Below are 18,892 nucleotides of genomic sequence, written 5' to 3'. Positions count from 1 at the left end.
GTCGCCTGTGACCCCGGTAACGCTACTACTCCCGAGTAGTTGCTGTGTCGCACGGTATCTCTAAACGGCCCGATTCCGCTCGTGACCTGGTGACTCCCATCGTGCCCGCCCAGTGGTTCCATCATGTCCGCCCCGGCGATTCCGGTGTGCCCGTCCCGGTGATTCCGGCGTGCCGCCCCAGTGATTCCGGCGTGCTTTTGGCCGGAATCTCGCGGGATCCCGGCCAAAAGCACGCCGGGATCATGGTGTGGTGCCCGACAGGGGCAGGTTGACCCAGCTCGGCCGGGCCGGGTCCAGGGCGAGATGCTGGGGTCGCAGGCCGCTCTCGTTGAGCAGGGGGCGCAGCGGGAGGCCGCGGGGGAAGTTGAGGGCGTAGATGTCGAGGCGGAGGCGGTGGCCGGGCTGGAGGATGCCGTCGGTGGGGGCGAGGCCGAGGTCGACGGTGGTGGTTTCGCCGGGGACGATCGGCTGGCGGGAATCGAGGGTGAGGATGGGGTAGGGGTCGGTGTAGTCGCCGTTCGGGGAGCGGGTGGCCTTGGCCGCGTCGACCGCGCGCAGCGATGCCTGCAACTGCCCGGAGGTCCAGACGGTGGAGCGGCCGTCGGGCGCGACATCGTTCAGGGTGGCCGCCCAGTAGCCGTCGGTGGCGTCGAGCACGGTCTCCAGGTGCACGGCGATCGGGCCGGAGATCTGTGTCGCGGCAGCGGCGGGAGCGCTGGTGAAGGTCAGCGCGCTCACCTCCGCGACCCGGGAATCCTTGCCGCACAGGTCCATTGCCCCCAAGGCCCCGGCGGTGCCGGTGGCCGCGTCACGCGAACACACCGTCGCCAGCCCGGGAGCGACCGTCAACCGCGCCGCGGCCCCCGGCGTCGACGCGAGAGTGCCGTCGTGCGCGCTGACCGCCACCGTGCCCGACGGCGCGGGGTCGAAATACAGTCGCCGATAATCCATTCCGGGCCTCGGGAAGCTCGGCGAGCCGGTCCAGCCGCCGCCCTGCTGGAACATCGTCACCGGATCGTAGGAGTCGATCCCGTTGTGAATCCCCTTGAGCCACCGGTCGAACCACGCCCGCTGCAACACATCCAGCCGGGGCGGGGCACCCGGCGCACCGAAGCCGGAGCCCTCCGAGATGTGATAGGTGTCGCCCATGACGATCTTTTTCTCACTGGTAGGCAAGGGAATCGCGCGATAGATCGCGGTCTGGTCGTAGGCGAACAGGTCATGCCAGCCCCCGGAGATGAACGTGGGCACGGTGATCCGCTCCGGATGTCCCAGCCACGAGGTCCGGATCGCGCTGTCGTCGCGGATCAGCGCGCGCAGCGAATCGGGAATCGCGTCCACGCTCGGAATCGTCAGCGCCGCCACCAGATAGTCGACGAAGGTGAGCGGATCGGCGAGCCGGTCGGCCAGCCACCGGGTATCGAAGGTCCCCGTCAGCAGCGACCGCACGTCCGGGATCAGCTTGAGCCCGTCCACCCCGGCCAGCCACGGCGGCAGGAACCCGACCCCGAGCCCGCCGCCGGTGGCCGCGATATCGCGCAGCAGATCGTTGCCCGGCACCACCGGGAACAGCGCCTTCAGCCCGGCGGGATGCCGTTCGGCCGTCTGTAACTGATTGATCGCCGAATACGACACCCCCGACATCCCCACCGAGCCGTCCGAGAACGGTTGCCGCGCCGCCCAATCCACCACCTCCGCGCCGTCGCGCTGCTCCCGCTCCCCGAATACCTGCCAATCCCCCTGGGAGAACCCGGTACCGCGGACGTCGACGACCACCTGCACATACCCGCTTCGAATCAGCTTGCGGTCCACGGTGAATGTGCGCGCCAGACCCGCGGGCAGCGCCCGGGTGATATCGGTGAGCCCGCCCAGACCCAGCCCCGACAGGTCGAATCCGCGCAGAAACCCCATCAGCGCATCCCCGAGCACCGGCACCGACAGCGCCGAATCCGCCAGATTGGACAGCAGTTTCGTATACGGCATGAGATTCACGATCACCGGCAGCGGCTCGCGCACCGGGCCCGCCGCGTCCGCCGGGCGATAGACGTTCGCCTTCAGCACCGTGCCGTCGCTCATGGTGATCGGCACATCCCAGTCGATGTGCACGCCCGGATAGCGCGGCGGCCCGTCCTGCGTCGCGGTCCACGCCGCGCCCAGCGCACCGGCATCGGGAACCGCCTGCGCGGCAGGAGCGGCCAGCGCGGCGACGAGGGCGCAGATCGCCACGGCCGTGCGCACCCGGATCCGGCGTCGTCCGAACATCGTTGTCTCCCTGCGTGATCCCGGGGGCAGCGCTCACCCACCGGCCGGTACCGACCGGTAACCGTAACCCGGATCACGACGGCCCTACAATTGTGACCGGGCACAATCGAGAGCGACGCTCACCTTTAAATGCGGCGCTCTCCATATGTCAGAGTGGGGTCATGACCGCCACCACCCCCCGGGCGCGGGCCCGCGCCCGCACCATGGACGACATCGTGCGCATCGGCCGTGAGCATCTGGCCGTCCACGGGGCCGCGGCGCTGTCGCTGCGCGCGGTCGCCCGCGATCTGGGCGTGGTGTCCTCGGCGGTGTACCGCTATGTGCGCAGCCGCGACGAACTGCTGACCCTGCTCGTCGTCGACGGCTACACCGACATGGCCGACGCCGTGGACGCCGCGCTCGCCGCCGCCCCCGCCGATCCGGCGCAGCGGCTGCGGGTGCTGGGCCGGGCCGTGCGCGAGTGGGCGGTGGCCGAACCCGCCCGCTACGGACTGCTGTTCGGCACCCCGGTGCCGGGATATCAAGCGCCCGCGGAGGAAACGAACGCGCCGGGCCTGCGGGTGATCGCCGCGCTGCTCGGCGTGATCGAAAACGCCTACCGGGCAGGCATTCTCGCAGAGCCCGACCCGCTACCGACGGTATCGTCGCGGCTGTCCGGCGATTTCGCGCGGGTCCGCGCCGAATCGGGGCTCGATCTGCCCGATTGGCTACTGGCCCGGGGCATTTCGGTGTGGACGGCGCTGTTCGGCGCGGTGAGCTTCGATGTGTTCGACATGTACGGGACCGACACCTTCGCCGATCGCGCCGAGGTATTCGAACACCACCTGGACGGTCTCGGTGTCATGCTGGGAGTGCGGAGCGCCGCGGCGGGATAGGCGGTCGTCGGATGTGCATTTGTCGCAGACATCGTGCAGGATGTCATGACCTGAATGAAGCGCGCTCTCAGCTTCCCCTCAGCACGGTGATGTGAGACTGTACGGCGAGATGAACGACGAAACCGAACCGATCCCGGTCGTAGCGGACCCCCGCGCCGGTGGTCGCCATGCCCGGCACGCGCGGCCCGAGACCCCGGCCACGACGGATCGGTCCGGCGTGGCGCCCACTCCCGCCGAGCGTGCGGACCGTGTCCGCCACGCCGCCCCGCCCGCGGCCGAGCGCCCCGCCCGCACCCGTCGTGGCGAGCAGGCCACACCCGCGCCCCGCGCCGACACCGGCGCCACGCCGAGAACGCGCCGCGGCGACGCGAGCGAGCCCGCGGCCCGCAGAGCACGCGACACTCCCGGTTCGGCATCGGCCGCTCGTGCCACGCGCGGCGAGTCCGCCGCGGCAGCGCCGGGGGAGCGCCGCACCCGGTCCGAACGCCTCACCGCCGCGGCCCTCGCCGACAGCCCCACCGACCGTTACGAACCCGCCAAGCCCACGCGCACCCCCCGGGCCAACCGCGGCGCGCGCCGGGCGCAGCAGCGTCCCAGCAAACAGCAGCGCGCGCTGCGGATCGCGGGCAGGCTGACCGCCGCGGCGGTCGCGGTGGTCGTGGTCTCCGGCACCGGTTTCGCCTACTACACCGAGAAGAGCGTCGATCAGGGCTTCACCCGCTCCAGCGTGATCAGCGACGCCGACGCCGCCGCCCTCGACGGCGATATGAACATCCTGCTCATCGGCCTGGACACCCGAAAAGACCAGAACGGCAACGACCTTCCCAAGAACATTCTCGACCAGCTGCACGCCGGTGACGGCACCGAGGGCGGCTACAACGCCAATTCGCTGATCCTGGTGCACATTCCGAAGGATCTGAAGAAGATCACCGCCTTCTCGATCCCGCGCGACGACTACGTCCCCGTCAGCGGCATCCCCGGCTACGACCACGCCAAGATCAAGGAAGCCTACGGGCTGAAAAAGGCGTCCGCGGAACAGAAGCTGATGAACCAGGGCGTCAAGGACCCGATCGAGCTCGAGCACCAGGGCCGCGAGGCGGGCCGGGAATCCATCGTGCAGACCGTGAAACAGCTCACCGGCGTGCCGATCAACCGGTTCGCCGAGGTCTCGCTGGTCGGATTCTACGATCTGGCCAATATTCTCGGCGGCGTCGACGTGTGCCTCAACCACGCGGTCAACGACGAATACTATTCCGGCGCGGTGTTTCCGGCCGGGCCGCAGCACCTCGACGCGGCCAACGCCCTGTCGTTCGTGCGCCAGCGGCACGGACTCGACAACGGCGACCTGGACCGCACCCACCGGCAGCAGGCGTTCCTCACCTCGGTGGCCAAGCAGCTCAAGGACTCCGGCACCCTCACCAATATCGGCAAGCTGCAGTCCCTGATCAACGCCGCGCAGAACGACATCGTGCTGTCGCAGGGCTGGAACGTGCTCGACTTCGCCGAAACCATGGGCAAGGCCGGGTCCATCCCGATCGAATTCCAGACCCTGCCGGTGAAGGGTTACGACACCGTCGACGGCCAGGACGTGAACGTCGTCGACCCGGCCGCGATCAAGAAGACGGTGCGCACCGCGTTCGGCGTGCAGGCGCCGCAGCCCACCGGGCCCAAGACCACCCCCACCAGCACCGTCGACGTCGTCAATGCCGGCGGCACCACCGGCATGGCCGGTAATGTGTCGAAGGTATTGACCGCCAAGGGCTTTCCGAAGGGCACCGTCGGCAACGCCGCCTACACCGACGGCTCCAGCTCGGTCGTGTACTACGGCACCGGGGCGGACACCGACGCCACTCAGGTCGCCGACATGCTCGGCGGCTTGCCGACCGCCACGTCGAAGAACGTCGAGCCCGGCCACGTGAAGATCGTCATCGGCGCCGACTTCAGCCTGCCGGACGGGCTGGACGGCACCTCGTCGAGCACCACACCCACCACCGAATCCGGGGCGACACCGTCCTCCTCGTCGTCCTCGTCCTCCGCGGCCGCGACCAATGCGGCGGGCGACGAGTTGCCCGATTCCGGAAAACCGGTCACGACCACCATCGGATCGTCCATTCCCTGCGTGAACTGAATTCGGGGCGAACCGATTTCGGTTTTGCCCCGAATTGTTCACCGCGGCAATGGGTATGGTCCGGGAGCGGCCTTGCGGGCGTTTGTTCGGTGATGGTAGCGTGCCGGACATTGTTTTGCAGGCGTCGAATTGGGGAGAGTGACGCACATGGCCGTTCCGCGCTCGCGCGCCCGCGACGACGGTCCGGCCCGTGACCGGTGGGCGGCGGCATCGCGATACCGTGCGGAGGCCCCCACCGATCGCTTCGAGCCCGTCACCCGACGTCGCAGCACGCGCGGCGGTCCGCCGCGGCGGCCACCGGCCCGACGTCGGCGCGGGGTCGCCGCGACCACGCGGCTGCTCGCCGCGGCCGCCGCGATGCTGGTGGTATCCGGTACCGGCTTCGCCTACTACAGCGAAAAGGGCATCGACGGAGGCTTTTCGCGGTCGGGCGTGGTGAGCGCCGAGGATGCCGCCGCCCTCGACGGCGACATGAATATCCTGCTGATCGGCCTGGACACCCGGCGCGACAAGGACGGCAATCTCCTCCCGAAGGACATTCTCGACCAATTACACGCCGGTGACGGCACCGAGGGCGGTTACAACGCCAATTCGCTGATCCTGCTGCATATTCCGAAGGATCTGAAGAAGATCACCGCCTTCTCGATTCCGCGCGACGACTATGTCGCCGTGAACGGCATCCCCGGCTACGATCACGCGAAGATCAAGGAAACCTACGGGCTGAAGAAGGCCGCCACCGAGGACACCCTGGCCGCCCAGGGCGTGAAAGACCCTGTCGAGCTCGAACATCGCGGGCGCGAGGCCGGGCGCGAATCGGTGCTGCAGGCGGTGAAGGCGCTCACCGGGGTGCCCATCAACCGGGTCGCCGAGATCGCGCTCGTCGGCTTCTACCATCTGGCTGGGATCCTCGGCGGCGTCGACGTGTGCCTGAACCAACCCGTCGACGACTCCGACTTCTCCGGGGCCGTATTCCCCGCCGGGCGGCAGCATCTCGACGCGGCCCAGTCGCTGGCGTTCGTGCGCCAGCGCCACGAACTGGAGAACGAGGACCTCGACCGCACCCACCGGCAGCAGGCGTTCCTCACCTCCGCCGCCAAACAGCTGAAGGACGCGGGCACCCTCACCAATATCGGCAAGTTACAGTCGCTCATCAAGGCCGCCCAGGACGACGTGGTGCTGTCGGACGGCTGGAACGTGCTCGATTTCGCCCAGACCCTGGGCCGGGCGGGCTCGATCCCCGTCGAGTTCCAGACCCTGCCGATCCAGGGTTACGGCACCGTCAACGATCAGGCCGTGAACGTCGTCGACCCGGCCGTCATCAGGAAGATCGTGCGCACCGCCTTCGGCATGCAGGCCGCGCCGCCGTCCACACCGAAGGCGACGCCGACCAGCACCGTGGACGTGGTCAATGCCGGAAGCGCCAGCGGGATGGCGGCCAAGGTGTCGACGGCCCTGTCCGCCAAGGGATTCGGCAAGGGCAACGCCACCACCGCCGACGACTACGGCAGCGGCGGCGCATCCGCCATCGCCTACGGCAGCGGGGCCGACGCCGACGCCACCCGGCTGTCGGAACTGCTCGGCGGCCCGCCCGCCCACGCCTCGACCGACGTCGCGCCCGGCCGCATCCGCCTCGTCCTCGGCGCCGACTTCACCCTCCCCGGCGAATTATCCTCCGCCGCAACCACATCCGGCAGCAGCGGCGGCGGAACCTCCGCGAGCGCCGCCACCGCGGACGCGCTGCCCGACTCCGGGAAGCCCGTCACCACCACCATCGGCTCCGACATCCCCTGCGTGAACTGACCGGGCGGCGCTGCGGGCCGTCGGCCGCGGCGGGCCGTAGGATGCCCCGGTGACCGGATACGACGACGCGTTCTCCCATCTCGACACCTCGACCCTGCCGCCGCGCCAGCAGCGCATTCTCGTCACCATCCGCGACTGGGTGGTGCGCCACGGCTACGCGCCCAGCACCCGCGAGCTCGGCGACGCGGTCGGCCTGCGCTCCACCTCGTCGGTGTCGAAACATCTGAAGGCGCTGGAGGACAAGGGTTTTCTGCGTCGCGGCGACACCGTGTCCCGGCCCGTCGACGTGCGGCTGTTCCTGCGGGGCAGCGCGCCGCGCGAGCGGGACGAGGAGTCGGTGGCGGTGCCCGTGGTCGGCGACATCGCCGCCGGAACCCCCATCCTCGCCGAGCAGCACACCGACGACGTGCTCACCCTCTCGCGCCAACTCGTCGGCCGCGGAACGGTTTTCGCGCTACGGGTGCGTGGCGACTCGATGATCGACGCCGCCATCCGCGACGGCGACATGGTGGTGGTGCGCCGCCAGCACGAGGCACACTCCGGCGAGATCGTCGCCGCCATGATCGACGACGAGGCCACCGTGAAGGTGTACCGCCGCCGCAACGGGCACGTCTACCTGGAGCCCCGCAACCCCGCCTACGACGTCATCGACGGCGACCGCGCGGTGGTGCTGGGCAAGGTCGTGTCGGTGATGCGCCGCATGTGAGCGGATCGCGCTGTCAGCAGGGCATTTCCAGGGTGAGCTCGTCGTGGATGGCGATGCCGTACGCGCCGACCTCGGGAATGGCGGGCTTGAGCGTGCGGGCGGTGTCGACCGCGCCGCGCGCCACGGCGCAGATCGCCATGCCCCGGCGCTGATAGAACCGCAGCGCGTCCAGATTGTCGTTGGTGGTGACCAGCCACACCCGGTTCGCACCCGCCTGGCGCGCCAGATCGACCGCCGCGGTGAGCAGCGCGGTGCCGACCCCGGCATGCCGCTCCACCGCGTCCAGGGTGACGATCTCCAGCGCCCCATCGGCGAGCGTATAGGTGAGCAACCCCGCGACCTCGTCGTCCCGCTCGGCCACCAGCGCCGATAGCCGGATGGCGTCGTAGCTGACGCCGTGCGCGATCACCGTGGTGTCGCCCCAGGAGTCATTGAGCAATGCGGCCATCGCGGTGCGATCGGCGGAGGTGGTACTGCGGATCCGAATATCAGTCATCATGCCGTCGAGGTGAGAAGTTGACCGTCCCCTCGGTCTTACCCGTCCCCCCACCCCGACAACCACGATTTCCACCCCCTGTTCCCAACGTTTTGCCGTATCGAGACATTCACATCGGAAGCGTTGCCCCCGTTACGAATTGACCCCGCGCGCCACATTGCCACCGAGCGACCGGTGGACTAGGCTCCGCCCGCGGCCGACGGCTGGCCGCTATTCCCCTCGGTGGCCGTCGAGGCGTTCGCGGAGGAGGTCGGCGTGGCCGTTGTGGCGGGCGTATTCCTCGATCATGTGGGTGAGGATCCAGCGGAGGGTGAAGGTGTGGTTGGCGGGGTGGGTGCCGGTGGTGTCGAGGGAATCGCAGGTGGCGGCGATTTCGCGGGATCGGGCGCATTCGCTGTGCCACAGGCGGAGTGACTCGGCGGGGTCGGCGGTGTCGACATCGAATGCGGCGGCGAGGGTTTCGCGCCAGTGCGGTGTCGGCGCGTCCGCGCCGTGGAGGGTGCAGGCGAACCAGGAGTGCTCTACGGCGGTCAGGTGGCGGATCAGTCCGAGCAGTGACAGGTCCGAGGGTGGTACCGCGCGCTGGCGGAGTTGCTCGGCGGTGAGGCCGGAACACTTCCAGGCCAATGTGTCGCGCTGATACTGGAGGAAACCGGTCAGCGTCTCGCGCTCCCCGGAGATCCCCGGCGGTCTCCTTCGCTCACTGAACCCCATCCGGCCATGATGCCGACAAACCAACGCGATAGGCAATTTCGAATAACGGTGCCGCCGTTGAGAAGATTTATCATTCTACCGTGGGCCTCGAGGACGAGCGGTGGGTGCGCGGCTCGGCGGTTGCGGCGGTGGTGATCGCGGTGGGCATCGCGATTGCCGAAGTTGCGCTGCTGGACAAGAATTGGCTGATCTCGATCGATTTCAGGGTCTACCATATGGGCGGATCGTCTGTGCTGCACGGGATCTCGCCCTACGATGTCACGACCAAGGACGGGAATCCGTTTGCCTACACGCCGTTCGCGGCGCTGGTATTCGTGCCGCTGGCACTGCTGAGTCTGCCTGTCGCACTGGCCGTTTGGACGTTTCTTTCGATGCTGGCGCTGGAGGTTTCGATCTGGCTGGCCCTCGGGCTGCCGGGGTCGGAGTCGTCGGTCCGGAGGGCGAGACTCACCACCCTGACCACCGTCGCCGCCCTGCCCATGGCCCCGGTGATGTTGAATATCGGTGTCGGCCAGATCAATGCGCTGCTCATGCTGCTGGTGCTGATCGATCTGGTCCGGCGGCCCGGTCGCACCCAGGGGATCGCCCTCGGGATCGCGGCGGGAATCAAGCTGATTCCGCTGCTGTTCATCGCCTACCTGCTGATCACCCGCCGAACCCGGGCCGCGATGGTGGCCGCGGCGACCTTCGCGGCCACCGTGCTGCTCGGCTTCGCCGTGCTGCCGGGCCCCTCGGTGCGCTGGTGGGCGCATCTGATGCTGGACACCGAACGGATGTCACCGCCGGGCGCCGCGTACTTCAATCAATCGATGCGCGGCGTGCTCGCCCACTTCCCCGGGGCGCTGCACTCCGCGTGGGTCTGGCTGCCGCTGGCCGTTCTGGTCGGCATTGCGGGACTGGCGATCTCGGCATGGGCCGACCGCCGGGGCATGGCGGCCGCCGGTGCCATGGCGTGCGCGGCGACCAGCCTGCTGATCTCCCCGATCGCCTGGACGTTCCACTGGGTGTGGGCCGCGCCCGCTCTCGCGCTCTGGCTGCGGTGGGCCCGGCGACGGCAGGACCCGGCGCACACGGCGGGTGTGGTCGTGATGTGGTCGATACTGGTCGCCTCCGGCGTGCTGACCTTCCTGATCGTGGCGCGCGTGCCGGGCCTGGCCTCCGCGGACGTCCTCATGCACGGCACCATGACGACCGTCGTGACACTCAACGGCCTGACCATGCTCGCCGCCCTCGGCTTCCTCGGTGCGCTCGCGGCCATGCTGTGGCGCACCGATCGGTCCGAATCCTTCGTGTAATAGGTCCTCGCTTCCTGCGAAAAAGCAGAACCGGTCGGTACTATTTAATCTGTGAGCGGGCTGCCGCATTACGCGGTGATGCTGGCGACGGCGGGCGATCTTCCCGCCGACGATTCCCGCTGGGGCTACGAGGTCAAATTCGACGGCATCCGCGCGATCGGATACGTCGACGACGGCCTGCGACTGATGTCGCGCAACGACAAGAACATCACGCCCGCCTGGCCCGAACTCGCCGATCTCGCCCCGGCGAGCCCGCCCTTCGTCGTCGACGGCGAAATCGTCGCCTTCACCGAGGACGGCCGGACCTCGTTCGAGGCGCTGCAACCGCGCATGCACCAGCGCAATCCCGCCACGATCCGCACCCTCGCCGCCGCCGTCCCCGCCACCTACATGATCTTCGACCTGCTGCACATCGGCGACCGCCCGCTGATCGACCTGCCCTACCGGCAACGACGAGAACTGCTGGAGCAACTCGCGCCGCACGGCCCGCACTGGCAGGTCCCGCCGCGACTGCACGGCCGGGGCGCGGACGTGCTCGCCGAATCCCGGCGCCTCGGCCTCGAGGGCATCGTCTGCAAACGCCTCGACAGCACCTATACCCCCGGCCGCCGCACCCCGCTGTGGACCAAGGTCAAGAACAGTCGCGACCAGGAAATCGTGGTCGTGGGCTGGCGTCCCGGAACCGGCCGCCGCGCCGGACACATCGGCTCCCTCCTGATGGCCGTCCCCGGCCGCGACGGCACCCTGATCTACATCGGCAATGTCGGCACCGGTTTCAGCCAGGCCACACTCGACGACCTGCGAACAAGACTGCGCCCCTTGGAACGCGGCACCCCCACCGTCGATGCCGATGTGCCCGATGCCATTTGGGTGGCTCCCGAACTGGTCGGCGAGATCTCCTTCGCCGAGTGGACCAACAACCGGACCACCGGAGAGCGCCGCCTGCGCCACCCTTCCTGGCGCGGCCTGCGCCCCGACAAGACCCCCGATCAGATCGAATGGGAGTAGCGCGCACCGTCTTTCGAGTTACTGATAGGTCGGATAGGTCAGGTATCCCTCGTCACCGCCCTGGTAATAGGTCGCCTCGTCCACCGGGGCGATCGGGACCGCGCGTCGAAGTCGTTCCACCAGATCGGGATTGGCGATGAACGCGCGGCCGAAGCTGATCAGATCGGCGCCCAGCCCGAGCCAGTGATCGGCGTCGGCCCGCCCGGTTTGCTTGGGGCCCAACGGATACACCGGGTTCATGATCAGGGTGCCCGGCCAGCTACGGCGCAGGCCGAGCAGCACCTCCTCGTCGGTGGTGGCCTCCAGATGGATGTAGGCCGGATCGAGGCGGGCCAACTCGTTCAGCAGCGCGGCGTAGAGCTCCGGAACATCGGTCTCCGCCACACCCCAGAACGTCGCGCCCGGAGACAGGCGAATGCCGGTCCTGGCCCCGCCGATCGCCGCCACGGTGGCGGTGACCGCCTCGACCGCGAACCGAATCCGATTCGCCACCGTGCCGCCGTAGCGGTCGGTGCGCAGGTTGGCATTCGAGGACAGGAACTGGGAAATCAGATAACCGTTGGCGCCGTGCAATTCCACGCCGTCGAATCCGGCATCGATGGCCCGCCGCGCGGCCTCGGCATACGACTCGGCATGCTCGGTGATCTCGGCGGTATCCAGAGCCCGCGGCATCGGAGCGGGCTGCCGTCCGGTCGGGGTGAATACGTCATCCCCGGCGGGGACGGCGGAGGGACCGACCGGCTGCATACCGGTCGTGTCGGGATGGGAAACCCGTCCGCCGTGCATGATCTGGGCGAAGACGCGGCCGCCATTGACATGCACGGCAGCGGTCACCTGGCGCCATGCGGCGACCTGCTCATCGGTGTGCAGACCCGGGGTACCCGGATTGGATTGTCCGATCAAACTGGGCTGCACCCCTTCCGTCACGATCAGCCCGGCACTCGCCCGCTGGGCGTAGTACGCGGCCATCGACGGTGTCGCCAGACCCCCGGCGGCGGCCCGAACCCGGGTCATCGGGGCCATTACCACCCGGTTCGGCAGGGTCAGGCCGCCGAGTCGATAGCTGTCGAAAAGGCTTGTCACGTAAGGCTCCTTCGCACTTCGGAGCGCCCGATCGTGGGCGTGACAGCTACACTAAAAGCTCACATGGATGTGAGAGGCAATGGTCTGCGACGCAGGTCACAGGTGGAGGACAGGTGCGTATCGGAGAATTGGCGGCGCGAACCGGAGCCAGCATCCGGTCGCTGCGCTACTACGAGGAACAGGGCTTGCTCGTCAGCGCCCGCAGCGCCAGCGGGCAGCGGCACTACACGGTCCAGGCGGTCGACCGGGTGCGATTTCTCCAGCGGCTGTACGCCGCCGGGCTGTCCAGCCGCACCATCGCCGACCTGCTGCCCTGTGTCGATGCGCCGAGCGAGGAGACCGCGGACGCCGCGCTGGAGCGGATGGCGCAGGAGCGGGACCGATTGTCCGAGCACATCACCGAACTCATCCGCACCCGAGACGCACTCGACGAGCTCATGGCGGCGAACCGGGCGTTTCACCGGCGTGTTCGGCTGGGCGGCGCCCCCGGGTGAACACCGCCCGGATGCTCAGGAATTGGCGATCATGCCCATGGCGTAGATGCTGTCCACGTCCGAGCCGGTGAGCAAAGACCATGGGGCGGTGAAGAATCCGCCGTCACCCCAGGTCGTTCCCCAGGAGTTCTCGGCCGTGATCCCGTTCTCGTCGTAGGCCACGATCGTGACCGCATGGCCGCCGAGGACGCGTTCGGTGGGTTGCGGGTTGTAGTTGGCGTTGCCCTTGGTCAAGGTCTCGAAACTGTCCCTGGCCTCGAAGCCGAACACCACCGGTTGCCCGGCGGCGATCGCGGTTTCGACGGCGGTCCTGCGGTCCGTGCCGCTCAGATCCTGATAGCCGGACAGCTTGTAGCGCGCGGCATTGGCCCGCTGCGCGTCGGTGGGTGCACCGCTGCCCGGCGGATAATCGGCCGCGGTGTCGATGCCCTGCTGCTGCTCGAACGACAGCACCTGGTCCAGCAGGCCGCCGTCGACCTGCGAACAGACATACGCGGGCGACATCGGGCCGCCGGGGATGCCCTGCTCGTTCATCAGCACCCCGTAGCCGGTGTAGCCGGTGGCGAAGCAGGTCACCTGCCCGGTCTGCCCCTGATCGCCCGGGGACAGCGCGTATTTCAGCAGCGAGTACGACCCGGGCGGCGCGCCCGTCCCCGCGGCCGCGACCCCGGCCCCGCCGAATCCGATGAGCACTGCCGCCGCCACGGACCACCGCGCGTACCGCATGAAGTATCCCCCTTGCCTACGGCCGAAAGCCGTTGTGTTCCTTCACGACGGAACCAATGGTCCGCACTCGGGGCGGGAAAGGGCAAGGGTGTTCAAGTCATCCGCCGGACGATCGCCATCGGCCGGGGAAACGGCTGATCAGCGCGTCGGACGCGTTTTGTTCGCCAAACGGTAGCGGCTGAATTACAGTGCGTGAGGGGATGCAGGCCGCCGGTGTGACCGATCGGGTACGGAGGTGCTTGTTCTGATGCGTTGGGCACGAATCGCAACGGCCGCGGCCGCAGGGGTTCTCGCGCTGACACCGCTCGGCCCGGTCTCGGCGCACGCGGCCGATCCGGTCATCTCGTCCGGCAGCCTGCTCGCCGACCCCAAGGCGCCCGACGGCTCGCACATCACCAAGGCGACCATGCAGGACAGCCGCAATATCCGGCTGTACGTGTACTCGGCCGCCATGGACGAGACCTACCCGGTCGACGTGCAGCGCCCCGCCGACGCGTCGGCGCCGCGGCCCACGCTGTATCTGCTCAACGGTGCCGGGGGCGGCGTGGACAGCGCCACCTGGGATCAGCGCGCCCCCGACGCGCTGCACTTCCTCGCCGACAAGGACGTGAACGTGGTCCAGCCGATCGGCGGCGCGTGGAGCTACTACACCGACTGGCGCGCACCGGATCCGACACTGGGCGTGAACAAGTGGAAGACGTTCTTCACCGAGGAACTGCCGCCGCTGATCGATGGCGCGCTGGGCACCGACGGGGTCAATGCCATCGCGGGGCTGTCCACCTCGGGCACCTCGGTGCTGCAGCTGCCCATCGCCAAACCGGGGCTGTACAAATCCGTCGCGGCCTACAGCGGTTGCGCCCAGATCAGCGATCCGACCGGATACACCTTCGTCAAGCTCGCGGTGAACGTGTGGGGCGGCGGCAATGTCGACAATATGTACGGTCCCGAGAACGATCCGATGTGGGCGGCCAACGACCCCTACGTGCACGCCGACCAGCTGCGCGGCCTGAACCTGTTCATCTCCGCCGGATCCGGATTGCCCGGCAAATGGGACACTCTCGACGGTCCCTATGCCCTGCCCGGCCCCTACGGCCTCGGCAATCAGCTGCTCATCGGCGGCGTCATCGAGTCCGCGGTCGACTACTGCAGCCACAACCTGCAAGCCAAACTGAACCAGCTCGGCATCCCCGCAACCTACGACTTCACCACCACCGGAACCCACTCCTGGGGCTACTGGCACGACGCCCTCATCCAATCCTGGCCCGTCCTCGCCCAGGGCCTCGGCCTTCCAGCTTGATACCGCCTCCCGGTCGCCCACTCCCGTTCCCGGTCGTCCACTCCCGTTCTCGGTCGCTCGCTCCCTTCCCATTTCCCGGCATGCTTTTGGCCGGGATCAAGATGCCGCCGGGGGAACGGTGACCGGTTCGTCGCAGCTGGCCGGGGGGTCGACCTGGGAGCAGGGGACCGGGGGATGGGTCGGGCGGTAGTCGGCGGGGACGCCGCCGTTGTGGGTCAGGGTGGCGTAGGCCGCCACCGCGTCGGTGGGGTGGCGGGTGAGGGTGGGATCGGTGGCGACGTCGACGGAGTAGAGGCCGAAACGTGGTGCGTAGCAACCCGCTGTCGGCCGACGCGGTCCCCGCGGCGCCCGACAGCACACCCGCAACCACCGCACCCGCCAACGCGACACCGCCGATCCCGCGCTTCCAGTCCACACCGCTGTTCACATTCCACACCGGGCCGAAGCTACCGCAACCCGCGGGAAAACCGTTGCACCGCCGGTGCCCTCAGTTCAGGGGGCTACTGCGGGCGAGTGCGGCGAAATCCCTGTACGCCAGGCTGAATCGATTATATGGTAAGTCAACTGACCGGATGAGGCTCGGGCCCGCGACGCCCGTCGGCCGATCTTCCCGCCAAAGGAATAGATCATGAAATCTCGGCGTGGCCTTGCGAATCGCTGGTGTCGGCCTGTCGGCGGTCGGCTCGCGCTGTGGGGATTGGTTGTCGGCCTGGTGTTGTGCTGGTGTTCGGCGGTGACTCGCGCCGAACCGGACGCCGGTGAACTCGGCGCGGCCTGGACGGCGACCTACCTGGCGCCGCCGCGCTACCCGGGGGTGCATATCGATTGGGATGTGCCGATCACGATGAGCGACGGAACGGTGTTGAAGGCCAACGTGTATCGGCCCGCGGACGCCGCGGGCCGTCCGGTCGACACGCCGACCCCCACCATCGTCAACCTCACGCCCTACACCAAACTCGTCTCCAACATCCTGGATTCGGCCCTCGCGATCCCCTGGCTCGGCGAGGCGATCCTGGACCTGTTCCGCCGATTCGACCTCACGGGGACACCGCTGGCAGGCATCACGGATATCACCAAGGCGTTCGGCACCGGGCTGCCGCGCACTCTCGCCGTCGATCGCAACCTCATCGAGTCCGGCTACACCCAGATCGTGGTCGATGTGCGCGGCACCGGATTCTCCGAGGGGACCGTGCAATTCTTCGGGCAGCGGGAACAACGCGACACCGTCGAGGTCATCGACTGGGCGTCTCGCCAGCCGTGGTCGAACGCCAGTATCGGGATGAGCGGGGTGTCGTATTCGGCGGTCAATCAGATTCAGGCCGCCGACAAGCAGCCTCCGGCCCTGAAGGCGATCTTCCCCGTCGAGCCCGGCAGCGATCTGATGCACGATATCCTCGCCCCCGGCGGCGGATTGAACGCCGGGTTCGTGCCCGGCTGGCTGGCGGCGGTGGATGGGCTCAAACTCGTGCCCGACCTGGTATCGATCGCGCAGGGGCGGTTCGACTGGAAGTGGCTCGCCGACCGGGCCGCCAGCCCGCTGACATTCTTCGACCTGCTGATCGGCGCACTGTTCACACCCGACGTCGGGCACCTGCCCGACAGCGTGAAATCCGCATTCGACGAGAACAGCCCGCTGCGGCAGGGAATGGTGGCCCACCCGGACCGGATTCGGGTCCCCACGTTCGTCATCGGCGGGTGGCACGATGTGTTCACCAATACCGAACCCCTTATCTACCAGCAGATCCCGCTGCCGCCGGGGCGGAAACAGCTGCTGATGGGCAACGCCTACCACATCAATCCCGGGGCCGACTTCGGCACACCCGGCTATCCGCCCCGGCTCGACGTCTTGCAGCGGGCATGGTTCGACAGGTGGCTGAAGGGAATCGATAACGGCATCGATACCTACGGGCCGATCACCAGTCAGCAGATCGGCGGGTCGTGGACCACGACCGACCGGTACCCCCGCGCGGGGGTCGACTATCGGCGCATGTATCTGAGCGCGGCGCCGAGCGGCACCACGGCCACCAGCGTGCACGACGGAAGTCTCACGCCCACCGACACATTCGCTCCCGGGCGGTTGACCGTGGCCCCCGGGGTGACCAGCCTGTGCTCCAACGACACCGCGACGGGCACCGCCGGTGGGGGAGCGATCGTGGCCGGTTGCGCCGCCGACGCCCGCCCGCAGGAACTCGACGGGCTGACCTTCACCAGCGCGCCCGTGGCCGCGCCGACCCTGATCTCCGGGCCGATCAATGTGCACCTGAACACCGTGTACGACGCCACCGACGGATATTGGAGCGCGACACTGAACGATGTTGCGCCCGACGGTCGTTCGACGGTCCTGTCCACCGGGCAACTGGTGGTCTCGCTGCGCGCCATCGATCCCGCCAGGAGCACCCGATCCGCCGACGGAGACCTGATCGGTCCGTACACCAAGCTGACGCTGGACAGCCGCGAGCCCGTCGTGCCCGGGCAGCCCACCATGATCGACCTCGGACTGACCCCGACCGACGCCGTCCTGCAACCCGGGCACCGGCTCCGGGCCGACGTGTACGCGAGCAACTTCCCGAAAGGACTTCCGGTGCTGCTGTTTCCCTTCCTCGCCGACACCCGGCTCCAGCCACAGCACCTCGACCTCGACTCCGCCGCACCCAGTTTCGTCAACGTGCCCATCGGCGGCGCCCCCGGCTGGTGACCGGCAGCGACCGATCACCCGCGCGGGATCGGTTGGTCGAGACCCGCGAGGAACAGGTGACGTCTCAGAGGAATTGCCACCACCAGCGGATGGACTCCGGGGGTTGTGTTCCTGAGAACAGTCGTTGTTCGGATACCGTGTGCAGGGCATCCTTCGACAGTTGACCACTCACGTCGGGATACCCTGGCGTGCCACGGACGTTCGCGGAGTATCGCGGCAGGCGTCGTTGCCACTCCAAGGTTCCTCTGATCACGTTGGATAGCTGCTCGAGATAGCGATGAAGCCCCGGTGATGCACTGGCGGCCAGCTTGTGTTTGAGCGAGACGAACAGGTCCATGATTTCCTCGATCAGAGCGCATGCCGCATAGACGGCCTCCTGTCGTGAGAGGCCGTCGCGGACCGCGATGATCTCGACGATATTCGACTCCAAGCTGCGCTGTTCTCGCTCTCTCGCGTACGAGGCGATGTCTGTCGGGACCGACAGCAAAACCGAGGATGCGTCGGTGATGGCGCGGACTGCGGGACTTCGCCGAGTCTCGAAATCCAGGCAGGTTGCCTCGGCGATTTCGATGAGAACGATATCTGCGAGATCTGCGCCGTCCGGGCCGCGGGCGATCATGTGCTCGTCCAGGCTGCGCAGGTAGTTGCCGGATCTGTCGGAGACCCCGCATGCCGCACCGAGCGCCCATCGGTAGTGGGACAAGAGGCAAATAATGACCTGTTCGGGGGTCGCTCGTGTGTGAACCCGTGCCGCGATGTCGGCCAGTGCGGCGGCGAAGGCGTCGAAGTCTTCGACGCCGAGCGGTTGGCGCTCCGGGTGTAGGGCGAAGTTCATGAGATTCGCCGCCACATGATTGAAGGCTGTGGGGTCTCGCGAAATTGGACCACTGTCGCAGTAGTGATCATCGAACAGCAGTGCCCACATCAGCCAGTCGGCCAGCAGTTGAGTGCCCTCGTCATCGCCCAGGGGTGCCCACATACAAGCCAATTCGCCCGTACACATGTCGTGCGCTGATTTCAGGGAGTCCGCGTCGAATCCCATTCGGCGATAGAAGTCCACTGAGCGGTGCTGGAACTCGATTCCCCCAGCGCGCGAGCGCAATTCGAGAGGGCACCAGATGGGTGGAATATCCAACGGTTGCTCCGACGAACAGGAGTCTGTCGGGTTACGGAGCAGCCGTTGAAACGATTGCTCGAATTCCGTATACATGATGGGCGACGGCGTGACGCCGAGCAGCCGGGTCACGTCCGCGGCAGTGGTGCCGATTCCGGTGAAGCTGTGGGCGACCGGGAGTGACGGTGTTGACATGGGT

At 68.0% G+C, this 18,892-nt stretch carries 14 protein-coding genes and 2 pseudogenes; 9 read left to right on the top strand and 7 right to left on the bottom strand.

All coding sequences use genetic code 11. From position 1 onward, the window contains the following. Positions 1–240 precede the first annotated feature (240 nt). A complete protein-coding gene (locus HPY32_RS36830; protein ID WP_067588678.1) occupies positions 241–2,262 on the bottom strand; it encodes a CocE/NonD family hydrolase in 2,022 nt (673 codons plus the stop codon). A 161-nt stretch (positions 2,263–2,423) separates the two neighbouring features. On the opposite strand from HPY32_RS36830, the gene HPY32_RS36825 reads away from it, so the two are divergent. The 4 genes and pseudogenes from HPY32_RS36825 (at position 2,424) to lexA (ending at position 7,771) form a co-directional block, all read left to right on the top strand. After that, positions 2,424–3,137: a TetR/AcrR family transcriptional regulator gene (locus HPY32_RS36825; RefSeq protein WP_067588680.1), complete on the top strand. Its 714-nt coding sequence runs from the start codon at positions 2,424–2,426 to the stop codon at positions 3,135–3,137. Between the two features lie 562 nt (positions 3,138–3,699). Continuing rightward, a pseudogene (locus HPY32_RS36820) lies at positions 3,700–5,265 on the top strand (LCP family protein); the annotation flags it as partial. A gap of 147 nt (positions 5,266–5,412) precedes the next feature. Then, entirely contained in the window at positions 5,413–7,065 is a 1,653-nt protein-coding gene (locus HPY32_RS36815) for an LCP family protein (protein ID WP_082871422.1), read from the top strand. Between the two features lie 49 nt (positions 7,066–7,114). Then, the gene (gene lexA, locus HPY32_RS36810) at positions 7,115–7,771 is read left to right on the top strand and encodes a transcriptional repressor LexA (RefSeq protein ID WP_067588682.1); all 657 of its coding nucleotides are present in this window, start codon (positions 7,115–7,117) and stop codon (positions 7,769–7,771) included. Positions 7,772–7,784: 13 nt separating this feature from the next. On the opposite strand, the gene HPY32_RS36805 is transcribed toward lexA, so the two are convergent. Then, the gene (locus HPY32_RS36805) at positions 7,785–8,270 is read right to left on the bottom strand and encodes a GNAT family N-acetyltransferase (protein WP_156674488.1); all 486 of its coding nucleotides are present in this window, start codon (positions 8,268–8,270) and stop codon (positions 7,785–7,787) included. Between the two features lie 207 nt (positions 8,271–8,477). After that, on the bottom strand, positions 8,478–8,981 hold the full coding sequence (locus HPY32_RS36800) for a DinB family protein (protein ID WP_067588684.1): 504 nt from the start codon (positions 8,979–8,981) through the stop codon (positions 8,478–8,480). A gap of 80 nt (positions 8,982–9,061) precedes the next feature. On the opposite strand from HPY32_RS36800, the gene HPY32_RS36795 reads away from it, so the two are divergent. Continuing rightward, positions 9,062–10,276 carry a glycosyltransferase 87 family protein gene (locus tag HPY32_RS36795; RefSeq protein ID WP_067588686.1) on the top strand — a complete coding sequence of 405 codons (1,215 nt, stop codon included), beginning with the start codon at positions 9,062–9,064 and terminating at the stop codon, positions 10,274–10,276. Between the two features lie 51 nt (positions 10,277–10,327). Continuing rightward, positions 10,328–11,284, top strand: a complete 957-nt coding sequence (gene ligD / locus HPY32_RS36790; RefSeq protein ID WP_231951652.1) for a non-homologous end-joining DNA ligase — start codon at positions 10,328–10,330, stop codon at positions 11,282–11,284. 18 nt (positions 11,285–11,302) lie between these two features. Here the strand turns inward: ligD and HPY32_RS36785 are convergent, their stop codons facing one another. Beyond that, on the bottom strand, positions 11,303–12,367 hold the full coding sequence (locus tag HPY32_RS36785; protein ID WP_067588688.1) for an alkene reductase: 1,065 nt from the start codon (positions 12,365–12,367) through the stop codon (positions 11,303–11,305). Between the two features lie 113 nt (positions 12,368–12,480). On the opposite strand from HPY32_RS36785, the gene HPY32_RS36780 reads away from it, so the two are divergent. Beyond that, a complete protein-coding gene (locus HPY32_RS36780) occupies positions 12,481–12,861 on the top strand; it encodes a MerR family transcriptional regulator (protein WP_067588690.1) in 381 nt (126 codons plus the stop codon). Positions 12,862–12,876: 15 nt separating this feature from the next. On the opposite strand, the gene HPY32_RS36775 is transcribed toward HPY32_RS36780, so the two are convergent. Next, positions 12,877–13,587: a C1 family peptidase gene (locus HPY32_RS36775; protein ID WP_082871423.1), complete on the bottom strand. Its 711-nt coding sequence runs from the start codon at positions 13,585–13,587 to the stop codon at positions 12,877–12,879. Positions 13,588–13,834: 247 nt separating this feature from the next. On the opposite strand from HPY32_RS36775, the gene HPY32_RS36770 reads away from it, so the two are divergent. After that, the gene (locus HPY32_RS36770) at positions 13,835–14,884 is read left to right on the top strand and encodes an alpha/beta hydrolase (RefSeq protein WP_067588692.1); all 1,050 of its coding nucleotides are present in this window, start codon (positions 13,835–13,837) and stop codon (positions 14,882–14,884) included. 96 nt (positions 14,885–14,980) lie between these two features. Here HPY32_RS36770 and HPY32_RS36765 read toward each other — a convergent pair. Then, a pseudogene (locus HPY32_RS36765) lies at positions 14,981–15,202 on the bottom strand (glycoside hydrolase family 1 protein); the annotation flags it as partial. Positions 15,203–15,512: 310 nt separating this feature from the next. Here HPY32_RS36765 and HPY32_RS36760 point away from each other — a divergent pair. Next, positions 15,513–17,579, top strand: a complete 2,067-nt coding sequence (locus tag HPY32_RS36760; RefSeq protein WP_082871424.1) for a CocE/NonD family hydrolase — start codon at positions 15,513–15,515, stop codon at positions 17,577–17,579. Between the two features lie 64 nt (positions 17,580–17,643). Here HPY32_RS36760 and HPY32_RS36755 read toward each other — a convergent pair whose 3' ends face one another. After that, the gene (locus HPY32_RS36755; protein WP_067588697.1) at positions 17,644–18,888 is read right to left on the bottom strand and encodes a terpene synthase family protein; all 1,245 of its coding nucleotides are present in this window, start codon (positions 18,886–18,888) and stop codon (positions 17,644–17,646) included. Between the last annotated feature and the right edge of the window lie 4 nt (positions 18,889–18,892).

The organism is Nocardia terpenica, from assembly GCF_013186535.1.
Taxonomy (GTDB): Bacteria; Actinomycetota; Actinomycetes; order Mycobacteriales; family Mycobacteriaceae; genus Nocardia; species Nocardia terpenica.
Note: the sequence above shows the minus strand (reverse complement) of the source record. Positions and strands in the feature narration are given on the sequence as shown.

Coding starts and splice junctions, on each gene's coding strand:
- HPY32_RS36830 (WP_067588678.1), bottom strand. CDS start 2,262: ATGTTCGGACGACGCCGGATCCGGGTGCGCACGGCCGTGGCGATCTGC.
- HPY32_RS36825 (WP_067588680.1), top strand. CDS start 2,424: ATGACCGCCACCACCCCCCGGGCGCGGGCCCGCGCCCGCACCATGGAC.
- HPY32_RS36815 (WP_082871422.1), top strand. CDS start 5,413: ATGGCCGTTCCGCGCTCGCGCGCCCGCGACGACGGTCCGGCCCGTGAC.
- HPY32_RS36805 (WP_156674488.1), bottom strand. CDS start 8,270: ATGATGACTGATATTCGGATCCGCAGTACCACCTCCGCCGATCGCACC.
- HPY32_RS36800 (WP_067588684.1), bottom strand. CDS start 8,981: ATGGGGTTCAGTGAGCGAAGGAGACCGCCGGGGATCTCCGGGGAGCGC.
- HPY32_RS36775 (WP_082871423.1), bottom strand. CDS start 13,587: ATGCGGTACGCGCGGTGGTCCGTGGCGGCGGCAGTGCTCATCGGATTC.
- HPY32_RS36770 (WP_067588692.1), top strand. CDS start 13,835: ATGCGTTGGGCACGAATCGCAACGGCCGCGGCCGCAGGGGTTCTCGCG.
- HPY32_RS36760 (WP_082871424.1), top strand. CDS start 15,513: ATGAAATCTCGGCGTGGCCTTGCGAATCGCTGGTGTCGGCCTGTCGGC.
- HPY32_RS36755 (WP_067588697.1), bottom strand. CDS start 18,888: ATGTCAACACCGTCACTCCCGGTCGCCCACAGCTTCACCGGAATCGGC.